This window comes from Brevibacillus jepli (genome assembly GCF_047229145.1).
GTDB lineage: Bacteria > Bacillota > Bacilli > Brevibacillales > Brevibacillaceae > Brevibacillus.
Genome location: NZ_JBFEFW010000014.1, coordinates 26,035 through 45,642, shown reverse-complemented (window position 1 = coordinate 45,642; position 19,608 = coordinate 26,035). Strand labels below are relative to the sequence as shown.

18 protein-coding genes are annotated in these 19,608 nt (G+C 48.2%); 10 read left to right on the top strand and 8 right to left on the bottom strand.

Annotation, left to right across the window (positions count from 1 at the left end; genetic code table 11):
- The first annotated feature begins 194 nt into the window (after positions 1-194).
- From AB1L17_RS16580 to AB1L17_RS16560, 5 genes are read left to right on the top strand one after another with little or no spacing between them, the layout of a single operon-like run.
- Complete coding sequence (locus AB1L17_RS16580) at positions 195-1,025, top strand: electron transfer flavoprotein subunit beta/FixA family protein (RefSeq protein WP_412845816.1); 831 nt, start codon at positions 195-197, stop codon at positions 1,023-1,025.
- Entirely contained in the window at positions 1,022-2,044 is a 1,023-nt protein-coding gene (locus tag AB1L17_RS16575; RefSeq protein ID WP_412845817.1) for an electron transfer flavoprotein subunit alpha/FixB family protein, read from the top strand. The genes AB1L17_RS16580 and AB1L17_RS16575 overlap by 4 nt, the downstream gene beginning before the upstream one ends.
- On the top strand, positions 2,037-3,332 hold the full coding sequence (locus AB1L17_RS16570; RefSeq protein WP_412845818.1) for an FAD-dependent oxidoreductase: 1,296 nt from the start codon (positions 2,037-2,039) through the stop codon (positions 3,330-3,332). The genes AB1L17_RS16575 and AB1L17_RS16570 overlap by 8 nt, the downstream gene beginning before the upstream one ends.
- On the top strand, positions 3,332-3,628 hold the full coding sequence (locus AB1L17_RS16565; RefSeq protein WP_106838684.1) for a ferredoxin family protein: 297 nt from the start codon (positions 3,332-3,334) through the stop codon (positions 3,626-3,628). The genes AB1L17_RS16570 and AB1L17_RS16565 overlap by 1 nt, the downstream gene beginning before the upstream one ends.
- Before the next feature lie 16 nt (positions 3,629-3,644).
- Positions 3,645-3,833 (top strand): hypothetical protein, encoded by a 189-nt coding sequence (locus AB1L17_RS16560; RefSeq protein WP_412845819.1) that lies wholly within the window; start codon positions 3,645-3,647, stop codon positions 3,831-3,833.
- 38 nt (positions 3,834-3,871) lie between these two features.
- Here AB1L17_RS16560 and AB1L17_RS16555 read toward each other — a convergent pair whose 3' ends face one another.
- The 6 genes from AB1L17_RS16555 to AB1L17_RS16530 all read right to left on the bottom strand — a co-directional run bounded on the left by AB1L17_RS16555 (position 3,872) and on the right by AB1L17_RS16530 (position 11,371).
- Positions 3,872-4,261 (bottom strand): M67 family metallopeptidase, encoded by a 390-nt coding sequence (locus tag AB1L17_RS16555; protein ID WP_412845820.1) that lies wholly within the window; start codon positions 4,259-4,261, stop codon positions 3,872-3,874.
- A 288-nt stretch (positions 4,262-4,549) separates the two neighbouring features.
- Positions 4,550-9,025, bottom strand: a complete 4,476-nt coding sequence (locus tag AB1L17_RS16550) for a hypothetical protein (protein ID WP_412845821.1) — start codon at positions 9,023-9,025, stop codon at positions 4,550-4,552.
- A 150-nt stretch (positions 9,026-9,175) separates the two neighbouring features.
- A complete protein-coding gene (locus tag AB1L17_RS16545) occupies positions 9,176-9,796 on the bottom strand; it encodes a hypothetical protein (RefSeq protein ID WP_412845822.1) in 621 nt (206 codons plus the stop codon).
- A 33-nt stretch (positions 9,797-9,829) separates the two neighbouring features.
- The gene (locus tag AB1L17_RS16540; RefSeq protein WP_412845823.1) at positions 9,830-10,048 is read right to left on the bottom strand and encodes a hypothetical protein; all 219 of its coding nucleotides are present in this window, start codon (positions 10,046-10,048) and stop codon (positions 9,830-9,832) included.
- A 207-nt stretch (positions 10,049-10,255) separates the two neighbouring features.
- The gene (locus AB1L17_RS16535) at positions 10,256-10,378 is read right to left on the bottom strand and encodes a hypothetical protein (protein ID WP_412845824.1); all 123 of its coding nucleotides are present in this window, start codon (positions 10,376-10,378) and stop codon (positions 10,256-10,258) included.
- Positions 10,379-10,486: 108 nt separating this feature from the next.
- On the bottom strand, positions 10,487-11,371 hold the full coding sequence (locus AB1L17_RS16530; RefSeq protein WP_412845825.1) for a glycosyltransferase family 2 protein: 885 nt from the start codon (positions 11,369-11,371) through the stop codon (positions 10,487-10,489).
- 136 nt (positions 11,372-11,507) lie between these two features.
- Here AB1L17_RS16530 and AB1L17_RS16525 point away from each other — a divergent pair, with 136 nt between their 5' ends.
- On the top strand, positions 11,508-12,875 hold the full coding sequence (locus tag AB1L17_RS16525) for a hypothetical protein (protein WP_412845826.1): 1,368 nt from the start codon (positions 11,508-11,510) through the stop codon (positions 12,873-12,875).
- A gap of 52 nt (positions 12,876-12,927) precedes the next feature.
- Here AB1L17_RS16525 and AB1L17_RS16520 read toward each other — a convergent pair whose 3' ends face one another.
- A complete protein-coding gene (locus AB1L17_RS16520) occupies positions 12,928-14,034 on the bottom strand; it encodes a peptidoglycan-binding protein (RefSeq protein WP_412845827.1) in 1,107 nt (368 codons plus the stop codon).
- A 95-nt stretch (positions 14,035-14,129) separates the two neighbouring features.
- Between AB1L17_RS16520 and AB1L17_RS16515 the strand changes: the two genes are divergently transcribed.
- On the top strand, positions 14,130-14,477 hold the full coding sequence (locus AB1L17_RS16515) for a DUF1360 domain-containing protein (RefSeq protein WP_412845828.1): 348 nt from the start codon (positions 14,130-14,132) through the stop codon (positions 14,475-14,477).
- Between the two features lie 4 nt (positions 14,478-14,481).
- Here the strand turns inward: AB1L17_RS16515 and AB1L17_RS16510 are convergent, their stop codons facing one another.
- Positions 14,482-15,663 carry a glycosyltransferase family 2 protein gene (locus AB1L17_RS16510; RefSeq protein WP_412845829.1) on the bottom strand — a complete coding sequence of 394 codons (1,182 nt, stop codon included), beginning with the start codon at positions 15,661-15,663 and terminating at the stop codon, positions 14,482-14,484.
- 496 nt (positions 15,664-16,159) lie between these two features.
- Between AB1L17_RS16510 and AB1L17_RS16505 the strand changes: the two genes are divergently transcribed.
- The 3 genes from AB1L17_RS16505 to rfbG all read left to right on the top strand — a co-directional run bounded on the left by AB1L17_RS16505 (position 16,160) and on the right by rfbG (position 19,603).
- Complete coding sequence (locus AB1L17_RS16505) at positions 16,160-17,005, top strand: hypothetical protein (protein ID WP_412845830.1); 846 nt, start codon at positions 16,160-16,162, stop codon at positions 17,003-17,005.
- A 113-nt stretch (positions 17,006-17,118) separates the two neighbouring features.
- Complete coding sequence (locus AB1L17_RS16500) at positions 17,119-18,522, top strand: sugar phosphate nucleotidyltransferase (protein ID WP_412845831.1); 1,404 nt, start codon at positions 17,119-17,121, stop codon at positions 18,520-18,522.
- A complete protein-coding gene (gene rfbG / locus AB1L17_RS16495) occupies positions 18,515-19,603 on the top strand; it encodes a CDP-glucose 4,6-dehydratase (RefSeq protein WP_412845832.1) in 1,089 nt (362 codons plus the stop codon). Before AB1L17_RS16500 ends, rfbG begins: the two co-directional genes overlap by 8 nt.
- The last annotated feature ends 5 nt before the right edge of the window (positions 19,604-19,608 follow it).

The window sequence follows — 19,608 nt, the reverse complement described above, 5'->3', positions numbered from 1 at the left end:
CGAAAAAGACGCCACACAGCGCCGAGCTGATGTCTGGCGTCTTTTTCGTTTCACTCTTTACTGGTCTAAGCTCGCCTCCATCGCAATAGGCTATAACAATGAACGACAAGCTGCCTGAACGTAATTGCGCGCAAGACAGACAACCTTTTGTACAGGCATAGGAATCGCGCCCGGCAGCAAGGGGGGATTATTTTATGCTGCATATTGTCGCTTGCATTAAGCAGGTGCCAGACACAAAAATCATCAAGATGAATCCGAAGACAAATACGATGGACCGGGCTAGTGCGCCAGCCATTCTCAACCCGTATGACGCACATGCTGTGGAGGAAGCCGTTCGCTTGAAAAAGCGATATGGGGGTGTGGTCTCGGTCGTAACCATGGGACCTCCGCCAGCGGTGAAGGCCATTCGAAAATGTATCGAGATCGGAGCAGACGCAGGCTATCTGGTAACGGATCGTGCGTTTGCCGGAGCAGACACATTGGCGACCAGCTATGCGATTACCAAAGCCATCGAGAAGATTGCAGAAAGCCAGCCAGTCGACCTCGTTATTTGCGGGAAGATGACCATCGACGGTGATACGGGACAAGTCGGACCGGGTGTCGCCAGAAGATTGGATATTCCGCCGCTTACGTGTGTGAAAAAAGTAGTGGAGGTAAACAAAGAGCAAGGTTACGCCATCGTGCATCGAAAGCTGGAGGATGGTTATGAAGTCATTCAGTCGACCTTGCCTTGTTTGTTTTCCGTGGAGAAGGAGATTAACGAGGTGCCCTATTCTCCGCTGCCCAACATGCTTCGAGCAGCCAGATACAACCCCGTTGTCTGGTCCGTCGATGACTTGGGGGATATCGATCGGACACTGTTAGGTCTGAAGGGCTCTCCTACTATCGTCGCGAAGGTTTGGCCTCCAGAGAAGCCAAAGGGTGGCGAAATGCTCGAAGGGAGCACGAACGAGCAAATCTCACGCCTGATGGAAATTTTACACGATAAACAGCGATTGTTTCGAGTGAAGGAGGAGCAGGTATGAATCTGGATGATTTTCGAGGCATCTGGGTGTATTTGGAGGCGAGTGACGGCCGTATTGCGCCTGTATCACTCGAGCTGCTGGGGGCAGGACGGCAAATGGCTGACAAGCGAGGTGTTCCGCTTGCAGGCTTGTTGATCGGGGATGGCGTACGGGAGTTGGCCCATACCGTGTTTCCATACGGTGCTGATCAAGTGTACGTATACGATCACCTGATTTTTCAAGAATATCGAACAGAGTCCTACATGCGAGCAGTCATCGAATGTGTCCAAAAGCACAAGCCAGAAATCATCTTGTACGGCGCGACTTCGACCGGAAAAGATTTGGCGAGCGCTGTCGCGACAGACTTGGAGACAGGACTGACCGCAGATACGACCATGCTCGATGTGAACGCGGAAACAGGTCTATTGGAAGCGAGCCGCCCAGCATTTGGTGGTAACATCATGGCGACGATTCTGTGCAAAAAGCATCGACCACAAATGGCGACTGTCCGACCAAAAGTCATGAAAGCGCTTGAGCCAGATGAGTCGCGCACGGGAGAAATCATCGACGAAAGCATTCGGCTGCGTGAAGAAGACATTCGCACAAAAGTACTGAAAATCGTCCGGGAGACGAAGGAAAAGGTGCGGCTGGATGAAGCCGATGTAATTGTCGCCGGTGGAAAAGGGATGGGGAGCAAGGAAGGCTTTGCGCTGATTCGGCGCTTCGCTGAAAAAATTGGGGCGACAGTTGGGGCGAGTCGGGATGCAGTTGAAGCAGGGTGGATCGATCATGAGCATCAGGTAGGGCAAACAGGAGTGACGGTAACGCCTAAAATTTACTTTGCCATCGGCATATCGGGAGCCATCCAGCATTTGGTCGGGATGCGTAACTCTGGATTGATCATTGCGATCAATAAAGACCCAAATGCGCTTATCTTCCAGTCTTGTCATTATGGAATCGTCGGTGATGCTTTTGAAATCGTGCCATTATTAATAGAAGCATTCCAAAAAGAGCCGGACAAGGAGGTAACGTATGGCTGAGAAATTTGATGTCATTGTCGTCGGAGCAGGTCCGGCTGGAACGGCTTGTGCGTATACGCTTGCCAAAGCGGGCGTAAATGTTTTGTTGATGGAGCGCGGCGAATATCCAGGCTCCAAGAACGTGATGGGAGGTGTTTTGTATCGCAAGACGATGGAAGACATCATCCCCGAATTTTACAAGGAGGCGCCTGTAGAACGACCGATTGTCGAGCAGCGATTCATGATGCTCGATAGGGAATCAGCCATCAACTTCAGCTATAAGGGCTTAGAGTGGGCACAGGAGCCGTACAACAATTTCACTGTACTGCGGGCAAAATTTGACCAATGGTTCGCTGATAAAGCCGTGCAGCAGGGAGCCTTGTTGCTCAATGAGACGGTCGCGTTGCAGTGCATCGTGGAAAACGGCAAGGTGGTCGGCGTAAAAACAGATCGACCGGATGGAGATCTGTATGCGGATGTTGTCGTATTGGCAGATGGCGTCAATTCCTTGCTGGCAAAATCGCTAGGCTTCCACAAAGAGTTTCGTCCAGATGAGGTAGCGCTTGCCGTCATGGAAGTACTGAAGCTGGATCGTAAGGTGATTGAGGATCGCTTCAATCTGGAGGGCGATCACGGTTGTACCATCGAAATATTCGGGGATTCGACCAAAGGGATTTTGGGAACGGCCTGGCTTTATACGAATAAGGACAGCTTGAACATCGGGGTAGGGACGATGCTGTCGGGTCTGATCAAAAACAAGATCAAGCCATATGAGTTATTGGACTATGTCAAAAATCACCCGATGATTCGTCCGTACATTCAGGGCTGTGAACAACAGGAATACTTGGCGCATCTGATTCCCGAGGGCGGCTATCGCTCCATTCCGAAAGTCGTCGGAAATGGTGTAATTGTTGTAGGGGATGCGGCTCAGCTCGTGAACGCCATTCACCGTGAGGGCTCGAATATGGCGATGGCCTCTGGTGTGATGGCGGCTGAGACGATTCTCGCGGCAAAAGAGGCGGACGATTATTCAGAAAGAATGCTCGACACATACCGGATTAATCTGTTGAACAGCTTTGTCGGTCAAGATTTGAAAAAGTACAAGGATGCCACGCATCACTTTGAAAAATTCCCGCAGTATTTCGAACAGTATATACCGATGATGAACAAAGCGGCTAGTCAGATGTTTACGGTCGATGGAAGCTCGAAATGGACGAAGCAGAAAAAAATCTGGCGCGATCTAGGCTCTGCCAAGGACAAATGGAAAATGGCACGTGATCTGATGAATGCGTGGAGGGTGATGAAGTGATGCAGGATCTACCGAAGGGTCAGTCGATCGAAGAAAAACAGTACCTGGTACGCTTCAAAGCGGATACACAGTCTCATCTGCACGTGCTCTCCGCTGATGTTTGTGCGACGCAATGCCCGGATAAGCTCTGTACGATCTTCTGTCCAGCGGAAGTATACAAATGGGAAGAAGTGCGGATGCACGTGGGGTACGAAGGGTGTCATGAGTGCGGAAGCTGCCGCATTGGTTGCCCGTATGAAAACATTAAATGGGTGTATCCGAAGGGTGGACACGGAATCATCTTCAGACTCGGGTAATGGGCGGCGATGAGCGGTGATACAAGTAGGCGATCTGGTGGTATATGTGAAGGATGGGGCAAAGGGAGTCGTTCTCCATATTGAGGAGGATCGTTTCCAGGTAAAGTGGGAAGATGATTTTGTTAGCTGGGAGAAAAGGGAATGGCTGCAGGCCAGCTCCGTGGAACATCACGATCAAAAAAAGCAGTTAGAACAGCGGGAGTGAGTTCCCGCTGTTCTTCTGCTTTTTGGTGGATTCGATTATTAGTGATGGACTGTAAAAGGATACTTACGAGCCCAAGACCCCTCGATTCGAAAACAGCCGAGAACTGGTTGGGGAGAAGAGAGCGATACGATAAGATAGGCTACTTCCGGGTAATGACAATAAGCAATATCCTCAGGTGACGGGATGGCTGGTGCAGTTGGATGGGAGTGATAAATTCCAACCAATTGCTCTCCACGTAACGCCATTTTGTGGAATACCTGTTGAATCTGCCTAGGGTCCATGGCAAAGGCAACAGGGCTTTTTAACGTATTTTCCATACGCCAAACCGTCTGTGCCATACCATTCCTACCGGAAAGCAATCCACACGTTTCATTCGGCTTTTTTTCCAGTGAATCTCGGATGATTTCATCCCTGACATCGCGGGTCATAGAAAAGGGGGTCTCTGTAAGATTAGCCCTGCCAACGCCTGCCGCAGCAACCTCCACTGGTTCTAGTCTGTACGGACGGCTGCACTCTGTGCACCGGACCGGATTTTGGCAAAGGTGATCGCGGCATTCTCGATGGACGTTGGGCAGGTTGGACGAAATGTTGCTGACGTTGCTGGTACAGTGCACGCATTTGTTCAGGTGTCATGGTGTTTCCTCCCTTTCTGGAATGTATTATGTTGTATTCAGCATCGTTGCACATGGTAACGGCTCCTGCACATTTTCGCTTTTTCAGCGAAACGGGTTGAAGGTATTCGGGTTTTGCGTATAAGATATCGGCATTTGCACTGGAGTGGGGGATGAAAACTGATTCGAAGTATGGGAAGTATGGGACGTTTGGGAAGGCTGGTTGAATTGGGTGTTCGGGAGTTGACTGAAGACTTTGTTGGTACGAGCCTCTTTTTGCGTAAATTCCTTGATGATTTGCTTGTATTTTTCTTCGTTGTTCTGCAATTCCTTCACCATGCTTTTGAGGCTGGCTACTGTCTTCTTCAGCACTTGCTCTTGGGTTGTAAGTTGCTCAAGAGCTTTTTCTTTTTCAGTTATGATCGTGTCATATTTTTTGGTTGTTCGCTCCAAAACATCGTTCCATTTATTTTGCTGAACAGAGATGGTGGTCAGCTTTTCGTCGTTTTCCTTGGCTTGTTTTTGAAAAGCAGCCAAACGATCTCCTGACTCCGTTAATTGCTGCCGTGTTTCTTGTAGCTCCGACTGGAGGGTCTGTACGGTGTTTTGTGTACGTTGTAATTCCTCGTCGCGATTTTGGATAATATGCTGCAGTTCTTGCTCACGCAGGGAATGTGCTTCGACTAGCTCATTATAATCTGCGATGAGTTGATTTTTTCTTAGCCGTGCAGCTTCCAGCTCAAGAAGCGCTTCGGTTAATTGTTGAGAAACTTCTTCGTGTTTTGCTGCCCAACTTTGCTCCAGATCAATGACTTTTTGGGACATTTCTTTTTGGGTGGCCTGTAGCGTTTGTTCTCGGGTATGCAGATCCTGGCTTTGATTGTGGAGTTCTTGTTCTCGGGTGTGTAAATCCTGTATTTGCTTCTGGAGTTCCTGCTCCCGCGCGTGTAAATCGTGCTTCTGAGTCTGGAGTTCTTGCTTCTGAGTCTGGAATTCTTGCTCCTGGGCGTGCAAATCCAGCTTCTGATTTTGGTGTTCTTGCTCCTGAGCATTTAATTCTTGTTGGCGAGTGAGGAGTGACTGTTCCAGTGTGTGTAGTTCTTGCTCCCGAGTGACTACTGTCTGTTCACGAGTGTGTAGCACTTGCTCTTGAGCCTGTAGCTCCTGCTCTTGATTGAGAAGAGCTTGGTCTCGAGTGTGCAGCTCTTGCTTCAGAGTGAGTAGCTCTTGCTCATGGGAACTGAGTTCCTGTTCGTGAGAGAGAAGCTCCTGCTCTCGAACCTGAATGGCTTGCTCTCGGGCTTGTAGACCTTGCTCGTGCACCTGCAGCTCTTGGCCTTGAGCAAGAAGTGTTTTCTCCTGGGAGAAAATGGCTTGCTCCCGAACCTGAAGCTCCTGTTCATGAGACTGTAGCTCTTCTTCTTGAAATTGCACCGTTTGTGCTTGAGCGTGTAGCTCTTGAGTCCGTGCCTGCAGATCTTGCTCGAGAACGTGCAGCTGCTGCTCTCGTGCCTGTAGTTCTTGGGTCAGAGCGTACAGTTCTTTTCCTTGGGTCTGCAGTACTTGCTCCTGCGCGTGCAACTCTTGCTCTCGCGTCTGTAGGTCCTGCTCTCGCGTCTGTAGGTCCTGCCCTTGTGCGTGCAGTTCTTGTCCGCGTGCATGTAGGTCTAGCTCTTGATCGTGTAGCTTTTGTTCCCGGTTCTGTAGGTTAAGCGCTTGAGCGTGCAGTTCTTGTTCCTGCGCCTGAAGGTCTTGAGCATAAGAGTGAAGTTCTTGTCCCCGAGATTGCAGTCCTTGCCCGAGAACGTGAAGTTCTTGTTCCTGAGATTGTAGTTCTTGCGCTTGAGCGTGAAGTTTTTGCTCCTGCGCTTGAAGTTCTTGGGCCATAGCGTGAAGTTCTTGTTCCTGAGATTGTAGTTCTTGCGCTTGAGAGAGAAGCTCTTGCTTCTGCGCCTGAAGTTCTTGTGTCTCTGCGTGCATTTCTTGTTCTCGAATTTGCAGTTCTTGCGCCCGAGATTGAAGTTCTTGCGCTTGAGCGTGGAGTTTTTGCTCCTGCGCTTGAAGTTCTTGTGTCCGAGTGTGAAGTTCTTGTTCCTGAGTTAGTAGTCCTTGCGCTTGAGAAGCTAGTTCATGCTCCCATGCTTGCAAGTCTTGAGCCTGAGACTGCAGTTCTAGTCCCTGAGTTTGCAGGCTTTGTTCGAGTGCCTGTAACTTTTGTTCCCGAGTCTGCTGGTCTAGCTCTAGAGCGAGTATTTCTTGCTCTTTCGTCTGGAGTTCTTGAGCTTGAGAGTGCAGTTCTTGTTCCCGAGTAAGTAGCCCTTGCTCGAGAACGTGCAGGTCATGCTCTTTCGTCTGGAGTTCTTGAGCTTGAGAGTGAAGGTCTTGCTCCCGAGTGAGCAGACCTTGCTCGAGAACGTTCAGGTCGTGCACTTTCGTCTGGAGTTCTTGAGCTTGAGAGTGGAGGTCTTGCTCCCGAGTGAGCAGACCTTGCTCGAGAACGTTCAGGTCATGCTCTTTCGTCTGGAGGTCTTGCGCTTTAGCGTGAAGATTATGTTCCCGTGCCTGTAGGTCATGTGTCTGAGAATGCAGCTCTTGTTCCCGAGTGAGCAGACCTTGCTCGAGAACGTGCAAGTCATGCTCTTTTGTCTGTAGGTCATGTACCTGAGAGTGCAGTTCTTGTTCTCGAGTGTGCAGCCCTTGCTCACGAGTCTGTAGGTCTTGCATCTGAGAGTGAAGATCATGTTCCCGTGTCTGTAGGTCTTGCATCTGAGAGTGAAGATCATGTTCCCGTGTCTGTAGGTCATGTGCCTGAGAGTGCAGTTCTTGTTCCCGAGTTAACAGCCCTTGCTCGAGAACGTGCATTTCTTGTTCTCGCGTCTGGAGTTCTTTAGCCTGTGAGTGAAGGTCATTCTCCCGTGCTTGGAGGTCATGTGCCTGAGAGTGCAGTTCTTGTTCTCGAGTGAACAGGCCTTGCTCGTGAACATGTAGTTCTTGCTCTCGCGTCTGTAGTTCTTGTGTTTGAGTGCGAAGGTCATGCTCCCGATTTTGCAAGTCATGTACCTGAGAATGGAGGTCTTGTTCCCGAGTGAGCAGCTCTTGCTCGAGTGCGTGAAGGCTTTGCTCCCGATTTTGCAGGTCATGTACCTGAGAATGGAAGTCTTGTTCCCGAGTGAGCAGCTCTTGCTCGAGTGCGTGAAGGCTTTGCTCTCGCTCTTGGAGGTCATGTACCTGAGAATGGAGGCCATGTTCTCGAGTTTGCAGCTCTTGCTCGAGATCGTGAAGATTTTGCTCCCGATTCTGTAGGTCATGCTCCCGCGCCTGCAGGTCATCTGACTTTGATTGAAGTTCTTGTTCCTGAGTGAGCAGCCCTTGTTCGAGAGAGTGAAGGTTTTGCTCCCGAGTTTGGAGGTTGTTTGCTTGAGAATGCAGCTCTTGCTCGAGAACATGCAGGTCATGCTCCCGCGCCTGCAGGTCATGCAGCTGAGAATGCACTCTTTGCTCGACAGCGTGAAGGTCATGCTCCCGTGTCTGCAAGTCATGAGCTTGAGAATGTAGCCCTTGCTCGAGAGTCTGGAGGTCATGCTCCCGATTCTGTAGGTCATGCTCCTGAGATTGCAGCCCTTGCTCGAGAGCGTTAAGATTATGCTCGCGTGTCTTCAGTTCTTGCGCTTGAGTATACAGCTCTTGGTCTAGAGCGTGTAGCGCTTGAGCTTGAGACTGCAAATCTTGTTCCCGTGTCTGCAGGTCTTGCGTTTGAGAATGGAGGTCTTGCTGGAGAACGTGTAGCTCTTGAGCTTGAGAGTCCAGCTCTTGCTCCCGCTGCTCCCATTTTGCGATTGCATCTTCCAGCTGTTGATTCAATAACTCCATTTTGGACAGCTGCTCCTGCTGACTTATCTGTGCATTCTCAAAATTTTCATTTGCGTCGTCTAACGCTTGTTTCCACTCGATTTGTTGTTGCTCCAGATGTGCGATCATGTCTAGATGCTGTTGGCGTTCTTGCTGCATTTCCTCGATTTGCTGCAACTGTAGCTGTTCTTGCTCCTGTAACGTCGCTTGCCACTGTGCTTCTTTTTGTTCGTAGCTTTGTACCCGTCGTTGGAGCAATTCCAGATGCTCGCGTAAGTGCGCTTCCTGGGCTTGATGTTTGGACATGATTTCTTCAAGCTGTGGCCCTTTTCGCTGCTCCTTGATTTCGGTTTTCAAGTTTTCGATCGATTGCTTCAGCTTTGCCTCTGTATCCTGATAGCTGGTTATGGTATTTTCGCGCTGCTTCAGGAGACGTTCGTAGTAGTCGAGCTTGCTTTTCATTTCTTGGAGCAAGTCTTGCGATTCGTTCAAACGCTGCTTCCACTGTGTCCCTTTGCTGTCCAACTCGTGTAGGGTTTGGTTCAATTGTTCAAGTTGTTCTCTGTACGTTTCGCTTTTATTGGTTGTTTCTTCGATCTGCTTCTGTAGATGCCACACTTCTTGCGTGAGTTGGTTCGCTTTGTCCTCGTAGTAGTGCGCTTGTTTTTTTAGCAAGAGGAGCTTCTCATTTTCTCTCGGCTTATTCGTATTGGAGATTCTCCTTTTGTGCACAGTGTTGTCCTCCTTTTTCCGTCTGGCATTCCCATATAGACATATGTACGGGGGTGGAATTGGTGCCTGTATTGTGGCGAATGCTCTTATAAAGAAAAAACGGGAGAAGTGTTTGACTTCTCCCGTCTGATTGGAAATGAATATTTGTCCTTACGGAGTGGTAATGACAATATCTCCGAAGGTAATGCAATCGGCAACCAGCAATTGTTCGTCTGGTACGATTGTGACTGTTGCGCTGAAGACGAGGATGCCAGCAGAGTCGGTGAGTGTCAGGATGATGACGTCTGGCAGGCCGATACCTGTTTCGGCGAGTGTCAGGGAGTAGGTCATGGTTTCTTGTACGCCTGTTGCTGTGAATGTCCGTACACCAGTACCTGTTACGATCAGACCTGTCACGATAGGCAGGATAGGCAGTACAGTGATGCATGTCGGAGAGCTGATGGTCGTTGGCGAGAAGCTGAAGCTTTGATCGCCAAGCACATCAGGCAGGAGAGCATCAAAGAAGTTAAAAGTAAACGAGCTGCTGGATGGATCGCAGCTTGGGCAGATATCTGCGATGAGCTGGATAGTACCGACGGCTATCGCGAGTGGGATACCAATGGAAATGGAGACGTTTGGTACCAATGCGTTGACGGATGCCTGGCAATCGCAGTTGCGTACTGGGAAGATTGGTGGGCATTGTGGCGGGAATGTGATCGGCGGGCAACGGAAAGAAGGCGTCGGCGATGGGATTGGAATGTTGTTTGGACGAGGTGCGCAGAATTTCGCCAATACTTCCAGCTTGACTTCTGCTTCTACTTGGATCTATACGCAAACAATGACGTCGAGTTGAACCATGCCGCCGAGGAGAACTGTACCGGTTGGAGAGCACTCGAATGCACTGATTCGGCACAAGACATTGTCCTCATCAAGCGGCTCAGGCAGGCACAGCACAACTTCCTGATCGAATTGCACAGTGGTTGTGAATTCGCAGAGAGGGGTTCCATCTGCGAAGACGCGAACCAGCACGGTGGCTCCGAACACGAAGCGAACGACCCCGACCCGAACGGTGGTCCCATTGACTGTAATGTTCTCGCGGCGAATACTGACGACTCTGCATGTAGGACCAGGAGCAACAGGCTCAACGCAGGAGAGCGTAATATCTTGCCCTGCACGAATAGCTGCGTCTACCAGAGCTTGACAATCATCTGGAAGGGCAATCTTGTTTCGGTAGCTGTTCGCTAATACTACCTAGTCATACACCTTTTTGACGCGAATGCACTCTTCCTGCAAGTTGTTCGGTATAGGAGGAGTTGCTGTAGGCGTCGGTGTAGGGAGCTGGCGACCCATAATGGGCTTCACGTGATGTTTCACCGTAAGAATCCTTCCTTTCCTAGGGAGTTTGCTTTGCAGTTACATACTATGTGGGCAATGGGAGTTTTGCATGTTCAGCAAGCGCCTATTTTTTAGGTAATTATCTTGTCAGAAGGGAATTTGGAATTTTTGAAAGTACCAATTGTCATCAAATTTTCTTTGAGCAGCGTATCGAACACGCTGAGCAGCCGCCCCGCAAGTCAGCACATCATCCGTAATTTCGCTGGCATTCGCGTATAACACAAGTTTTTTCGCAGCCTCTATTCGATGCTCACTAAAATGGCTGTACGCCATCCGAAGCATGTTGTAATAAATGTGCTCATGCGCAATTGTATAGGGATGTACTTGCCGAAATAAATGCAAGATTTTTACGGATGGTTGGACCATGCACGTATATCCAAAGAGCCACATTTTGATGGAAAACTCGATATCTTCAAATCCCCAAATGCGAAAACCGCGGTCAAAGCCCCCTGTTTTCATAAAAGCCTCTCTGGTCACGAGGAAGCATCCCCCTGGCAATATCGCAACCGGGACCGGGCCTTTTGGCTTTGGATACCAGGTTATCTCGAGCTTATTGTTCAAATTTTGCCCATAACCAATTTTGTGAGGCTCTGTCATGGATGCGATGCCAGGGGCAACGCCATCTGCTTTTTTAGTGAGAATGAGCTCCATCATCTGATCGATCCAAAAGTTTTCAAAAGTCAGATGGGCATCGCAAAAAATCAGGTAGTTACCGCGGGCATGATCCACGCCTAAGTTTCGTGCTGCTGCAGCGCCGATGCCTTCTGTTGTGATTAGTTTTATTTTTTCATTTTGCCCTAGACCTTGTAAAAAGTGACAACCGTTATCTGTTGAGGCATCATCGACTACGATCACTTCATACGGATAGGTGGTTCTTGTATTCAAAAGGGAAGTGATAGTAGAACGCACATTATCCCCTTCATTTTTTACTGGAATGATAATAGAGATCAGGGGCGTTTGTGAGATGGGCATATGACCACTCCTTTCTGTAGCCATGGTATGCGCAAAGTGTTACTTCGGAACGGTCGTTGCCAAAAATGTTCACTTTGGACACTGGGCATTCATACAATATCGCGGACTCAAGAAAGAGTCGTGAGGAGAGATGGGGATGGAAGTCGAGGTATATTACAGCGGACAACGTGGCGGGACCATGCCGTATGAGGCTCTGCCAGCATTTCGTTTGTTTTGCAAACAAAATGGCTTTCAATTGAAATGGGATTCGACGAATAAAAGAATCGACTTGGACTCTGGTTTGAAAGGGAAAATTTGCGTGCTGTTTACAGGAGTATCAACGGTAGAGACAGCCTACGAGCGGGAGGTATTGGGGACCGTACAAAAATTTCTCTCCGATAGCGGTATGGAGGTTGTCTTAAGCCAAAACAATTCTTCTTTGGCGAAAAATACAGATGTAGCCATACGCTTCAGCATGCGGGAAATCCGAATACTTGAAAAACCCAGACTCATTTTTTTTCAGTCGGAGGATGAGAAGCGACAAGAGCTGGTCAAGTGTTTACGTACAGAAATGCAGCAGTCAGGAATCGCGTGTCATTACAAAGTGCCCAAAAATAAAAACCAGACATCGATTATACACATCCAGCTTCAGCTACCGCTCTATACAGATGAGATCCAACTGAAGAATTATGCGGAGAAAATTGCTCTTCACTTAGCGTCTGGTGTTTTGGAGTATTTGCAAAATGGTTTACACATTCAGCCCTTGGCGTTTTTACCGCCAAATCTTTTAAAGCTGTTTTATTCCCAGATGTTTTTTACCGCCGATACGGAGAGACAGAAGGTAGCAGATGAGGGGTATCAGTCAGAGGCACTGATCACGAATGAGGCGAGTGATCAGGCGAGTGATCAGGTAAGTGATCAAGTAAGTGATCTGACAAGTGATCTGGTCACTGAACAATATAGTGAACCGATAGAAGTACTGACTATGGCGGAAGAAGATCTGGAACAGGAAGTGATGATTCATCCCATTTTAGAAGTGCCTGAACAAAATGACTTGCATGCGGCCGCAGAGGTGTTTTTTGATTACACATTGATTCACTCCGAATCAATTGAGAAGCCGTACCTCTTAATTGGTACGCTCCAAGTGAAAAATACGGGGAATGTTGAATTGAATAATCCAATCGTTTGTTTGCGTGTCTCGCCTGTCGATTCGATCAAAATGGGGGGCCAGGTATTGCCACCCAAGCTCGTGGAGACGATGGCCGTTCAAAGCACGACGGGTATGAAAGGGTGGCGATACTTAGAAGACGACTGGTTTGCCCAAGCAATGGAGAGGGGGGAATACTGGATTGCACCGATCCAGCCTGTATCCATTTCGCCACAATCGACGGAATCGTTCCAAAACTTCCAGATTTCTTTTATGAAACAAGAAGCGGGGAAGGGAATAGTCGTCGAGGGAGTCGTGCTTTGCAACGATCAGGAGGTGCATTTTCCAGCCAATAACCGGATCGCCGTTTCTTTTTAATGAAGAAAAGCCACCATTTCAGAAGAAATGATGGCTTTTCCGTTCCGAGCCTCTATTTTTTCAGGAACATTTGTACAAACGTTTTCCCATGTGGGCCGCCATTTACGACTGCAATGGCTACGTAGTCGTATGTGGGGCTCATGATATTGGCTTTGTGCCCGGAGGAATTCATGAACATTTGATGGGCACCACTCACTGAATAATTTTGTGCAATATTTTCGGCTGCAGCTAAATAGCGAATGCCGAAAGTGTCCATCATTTGAAATGGTGAGCCGTAAGTGGGCGAAGTGTGGCTGAAGTAGCCTTTGTTTACCATCTCTTGGGCTTTCACACGTGCAACGTTCACCAGCTGCATGTCGACTTGATAGGGTGCAAGTCCACGGCTGGTGCGCTCTTGATTCACGAGTTGAACCATTTCTTTTTCCTCAGCTGTCAATCCTGCTGGAAGAGGAACTTGCGTGCCTGTCCCAGGCTTTTGTGGCTGCTCAGGCTTGCTCGGTGTTACAGGAGTAGTTGGTGTCGTAGGATTGGTTGGCTTCGTATCTGGTTGAGGCTGTACTGGATTGTTCTTGTATTGCGTTGCAATGGCTGTATATGTTTTGGCGTCCGCTTCACCGGTCAACGGTTGTTTGTTGCGGGACTGGAACAGCATGACGGCAAATCGGGTAGATTCATCGTACTGACCCGACGCTGTCACTTTGTATCCGAGACCAGCGAGCATCTTTTGCAAGTCCTTCACTCGTTCACCGCTTGCACCCAATTTGAGCGTAGCGTAATCATTTGACTCATTTGACTCATTTGGCTCAGTTGGCTTGGATGGTGTGACTGGCGGAGTAGTCGGTTTTTGATTCAGTTTCTTGTACGCGCTCTTCAGTTTATCGTACGTAGCTTTATTGACAATTCCGGTTTGCGGGAGCTTGTACTTTTTTTGAAACGCTTTGACGTTATAAGCCGTGTTGCTGTTGTAGGTCTTGTCCACTACCAGCTTGTAGTCGTAATGGAGTGCATCGAGCATCTTTTCCACTTCAAGCACACGTGTGTTCTTCATCCCTTTTTTCAAAGGGGTAAAGGTTGTTTTCGCAAATGCAGGTTGTCCGATCATGGTAACGAGGACGGACAGGGAAAGGATGGTTGCAATCTTCTTCATGTTGCGATTCATCTCATCACGCCTTTCTCTGGTTTGTCGCACCACAATGGTACTAAATGTGGAACAAATGAGAAAAGCACAAAATATTGGAAAGAGGTGGAGGTGTGATGCTTGACCTCTCGTGGATCGATCTGATCATCTTAGTGCTGGCAAGCTTTCGTCTCACGCATTTGATTGTCTTTGATGAGATCACGTCTTTTCTGCGAAAACCGTTTTACCAGGTCGTATATATAACTGATGAGTCAGGACAAATGGTTCGGGACTTTCAATTTAAAGGCGGGAGGGTGCGCCAATGGATAGGAAGATTGTTGAGCTGCCATTGGTGCATTGGAGTTTGGGTGGGAGCTCTGATCGTTGGGTTGTATATGTATGTGCCAGCCGCCTATCCTGTTTTACTCCTGCTTGCCATAGCCGGAGCGGCGGCTGTCATTGAAACGAAGCTCTACGCAAGCTGAATAGTTAGCTCCTCGAAAAAGCTTTGTACACGATTACTTCGTCATGGGAAAGAGGAAGGATCTCTTCTGCCATGTATCCTCCTGCGATTCGTTGTTGGACTTGTGGGGTGCTTGGTAAGCCAACACTGGATGACGCTATGTCCACCCGAAGCTTTGTGGCATTCGGGTCGAGCGGAATTTCGAGGGCAAAGGTGGGCTTATCAACGGTATAGCTTTTGACGTTTACTCCGTTCACGAGCGCAGTCAAGACAATCGGCTTCGGCAATTTTGCAGGGGAACCAGGAATTTTGCCTTTTACTAATAGCATTTGTGCAGGTGCAGAAGGATCCGATTCAACGATGACGCGCAGGACAGGGGGCGCCCACAAGTCCATGCTGCGATTCATGCTTGCGATTCGGTTTGTATTGGATGGGAATGACTTATACAGTCGGAGCAAGTCAAGTACACCCATGCCTTTGTACTGTGGAACGTACGAAATCCAATGATGGGGTATGGACGCATAATTTTTCGCAAGAGATCTCAAGACTTCCGGTACACCGACTGAATGCCATTGGGTAGCTGATTTGCACGTCGTGTGGATTCGAGCGTTTCCTAAATAGTGGGGGAGATAACCAATGGGATAATATTTGGCGATTCGCATCCAGAGGTCGTAATCCATGCAAAATTGCAATTTTTCATCGACGCCCCCCATTTGCCGGAAGACGTGAGCTCTGATGAAAGCGGATGGCTGACAAATCACGCAGCTCTGGTACAATTTCTTGGAGTCAGCCTGTTCTGACGGGTAGGTGGTGGATACTTGGCCGTACTCGTTCATCACATAGCAATTGCCGTGAAGCATGCCCCAACCCGGGTTACTCGCAAAAGCGTGAACAGCCTTCATGAGGGCGCCGGGTACATATGTGTCGTCTGAATTCAGCCAGCCAATAATCTCCCCTCTTGCCATTGCCAAGCCTTTGTTCAGAGCATGAGACTGTCCGCGATCCGGTTCGGAAATGTAACGGAATCGCGGATCATTTTGTGCATATTCTTGCAAGATGGAGAGAGTAGCATCCGTTGAGCCTCCATCTACAACGATATGCTCAATGTTCGCATAGTCTTGAGTCAATATGCTATGGATCGTCTCACGAATAAACCGGCCTTGGTTGTAGGAAGGGGTAATGATACTCACCAAGGGTTGGTGGGACACGAGATTCACTCCCATCTTTACTTCATAAAATAAAGCATGCACTACCATCAGACTATGAAAGAATGGTAAATCGGGTACACAAGCATCGATTGATCTTGTGTACCCGAGCTCATTTTACCTGGATATCAGGAACGATGCCCGGATTTCGGAATATACGGAGCAATTCTTTCTGCCGGATGGAATGGTCCGAATCGATTCAGGAATGACTTCGAACAGTGTACTTTTCACATTTCCACGATGCAAAGTACGGATGGCAGCCACCAAGTGGTTCCTGATCTGTCCAAGATATTCCCATCGACATGTCCCCCTTCACAGTGCTCGCCCTATACGATATGTTTCAGCAGTGCTCGACGGAATGATATAGATGCATTAATTTCGTCCCAAAGTGGTGCAAGGTTGCTTGGCAGTCACCAGGTTTTTGGAAAAAAGGCATATGCCCGTTTCTTGAGGTCTGCCAGAGACATAAAGTATGGGGAGAAAAGGAGGCGGAAAGCGTATGCCCTTGCCTATTGTGATCATCCATCGCGGAGACGATGATTATCTCACATACAGCTTGCAGCAAGCGAAAAGAAGCAACCCCCATTCGCCCGTCTATTTGATAGGGAATGTAGGAAACAGAAGGTATGTGACACATGGAATCAATCACGAGATGATAGACAATTACATGCATGCCGCTATGGAGTTTACGAGAGTCTATAAGCACATTCATTTCATGCCATACGAGTACAATTTATTTTGTTTTCAAAGATGGTTTATTTTACTGGCGTTTATGAAGAAGCACCACATTCCAAAATGTTGCTATATCGATACGGATGTTATGCTGTATACGGACGTGAACCATCCGCGCTTTGACAGCTTTATGATGGAATTCGTATGGACCAATTTCGTTGATATACAGAAGCTGGAGGAATTTTGCACTTTCATGACGTCTCATTTTGCGAATCCTATCTCGTTTGCGAAAGTCGTCCAATACACGATGCAGCGAAAGGACCAAATAAGATTCAACCAGCCTTTAATTACCGATATGGTGGTGGCCTTGCTATTTCTCGCGCAATTCAAGGATTACCAAATGACGAACGGCTTGTTTCATGATGGCTTTATTGATGGGAATATTCAGTATCCTGCTTCGGTGGAGAATTTGTACGGATATAAGAAAATTTACGCGATCAACGGTTCCTTGTGCTGCAAGGACATCGCAACAAGTCGATACCTCCCGTTGTTTTCCCTTCATTTTCAAGGGTATACGAAGCACTATATGAAGTATTTTACTGCTCCCCATCTACCACAAGGAGGCTGCTACTTTTTCGATTATATTTCAAGTCGTTGGATTCAGTTCATGTAGGCTTCTATCATCCCTCGTGTTATTTGACCATTTTCATTGAACCGTAGAGCATCCCCAACGACAAACGCATAAGATGGTGCATACAACACGATAAACGGATAGAGGTGGCCTGGGTGAAACTGATATTACTATCGGGTGGTTCAGGGAAAAGGCTGTGGCCGCTCTCCAATGATGTGAGATCAAAACAGTTTTTGAAGCTGATACGCAGTGCACATAACGAACCAGAGGCGATGGTTCAAAGAGTGTGGAGACAGCTGGACTCGTGCAAATGGTCGGAGCCGGTTTATATTTCGGCAGGCCGCTCACATGTTGATTTGATCCAAAGCCAATTGGGTGAAGATGTTCCCTTGATCGTGGAACCAGAAAAAAGAGATACCTTTCCTGCGATTTCATTGGCGGTTACTTATCTGTACTCTGCTTTGCAAATGAACCCGGATGAGGTCGTAGCCATCATGCCAGTCGATCCTTTCGTGGAGGATCGATTCATGGAGAGAATCAAGGAGCTGGAGAAAGTCCTTCTCAGCTCAGGAGCGAATCTCGCATTGATTGGAGTTAAACCTACGTATCCATCTACGAAATACGGCTACATTGTTCCGCGGCTTGATTCGGAAGCGGATAAGGCGGAAAGACGTTTTGCCTATAATGAAGTAAAAAGCTTCAAAGAAAAGCCATCACTTGAGCAAGCGCAGGATTTAGTAGAAAAGAAAGCCCTATGGAATTGTGGAATTTTTGCCTTTCGATTGGGCTATCTGATTCGAGAGTTGGAGAAAAAAGGATTGCCTACTGAATACAACCGCATGCATGAGAACTATAGCCAATTGCCTGCAATCAGCTTTGACTATGAAATTGTAGAAAAGGCAGAGAAAGTAGTCGTTCTACCGTATGACGGTTATTGGAAGGACTTGGGGACCTGGAATACGCTGACGGAAGAAATGAGCGGAAATGAAATCGGAAAGGTCTTGCTCGATGAAAGCTGCACGAATACGCACGTTATCAACGAATTGGACATACCCATCGTGTCCATCGGTCTATCGGATATGATCGTGGCGGCCAGTCCGGATGGCATCCTGGTTTCTACCAAGGAGCACAGCCACATGGTAAAAAATTTGGCCTTGGATTGGACAAAGCGCCCAATGTACGAAGAGCGACGGTGGGGCTGGTATCAGGTCATGCATTTTCAGAAGAATGAAGAAGATGTGGAGGTATTAACGAAAAGGCTCCATATAAACGCAGGAAAAAATTTGAGCTATCAATACCATCACCACCGTAGCGAAATATGGATGATCGTCGAGGGCTCTGGCGATTTCATCTTAGACGATCAGTTGCGTTTGGTTGGACCTGGTGACGTACTGCAAATCCCAGTAGGGGCCAAGCATGCGATCAAAGCGACGAGTGAGCTGGAATTCATCGAGGTACAGATGGGAAGTCAGTTGGTGGAAGAAGATATCGTTCGACTGGGCATGACATGGGCAGAGATTCTGGAGCAAATATCAAACCAGGGTGATCAGCATGATTAATACAGCCTTCTGGCGAGACAAAAAAGTGTTGGTTACGGGGCATACGGGCTTTAAAGGGTCATGGCTATGCTTATGGCTGCATTCCTTGGGGGCGAAGGTAACAGGATATGCGCTGTCGCCTCCAACGAACCCAAGTATATTTACGTGTGCTGGAATCAGCTCCTTCGTCAATTCGATCATCGATGATATCAGGTCAAAGGACAGCGTCCAGAAAGCGATCAATCAAGCAAACCCGGATATCATTATCCATATGGCTGCTCAACCACTGGTGCGATTGTCGTATCAATTTCCGGTCGAAACCTATGAAATCAATGTCATGGGCACGGTGAATGTACTCGAAGCAGCGAGATTGTCCGTACAGAACGGAATGAAAATCAAGGCAATTGTCAATGTTACGACCGATAAGGTTTACGAAAATCAGGAGTGGGTGTGGGGATACCGTGAGCAGGATGGGTTGGGCGGTTATGACCCATACTCCAATAGCAAAGCGTGCTCAGAGCTGGTTACTGCTTCTTATCGCAACGCCTTTTTTCACCCTGACCAGTATCATCAGCACGGTGTAGCGATTGCTTCAGCCAGGGCAGGCAATGTGATCGGCGGTGGTGATTGGGCTCTTGATCGTTTAATCCCGGATTGCATACGTTCCTTGATAAAAGGAGAGAAAATCATCATCCGTAATCCAATTGCGATTCGCCCGTGGCAGCACGTACTTGAACCGTTGAAGGGTTATTTGATGCTAGCTGAAAAAATGTGGGCGAATGGCAAGGATTACGCGCAGAGCTGGAATTTTGGTCCGAATGATCAAGATGCCAAATCGGTAGAGTGGATCGTCCAGCAGCTGTGTGAGCGTTGGGGATCAGACGCTCGCTTTGAAACGGAACGAACAGAATCAACATGGCACGAAGCGCAATATTTAAAGCTGGACTGCTCCAAGGCAAAAAGTGCTTTAGGCTGGAAGCCCAAGTGGTCGCTCGAACAGACCTTGGACAGTATCATTTCTTGGCATACAGCTTATCAGCAAAAGCAAGACGTGCGAACGATCTGTTTGGAACAAATCGCAGCGTATACAGATGAGACTTAGCGCAC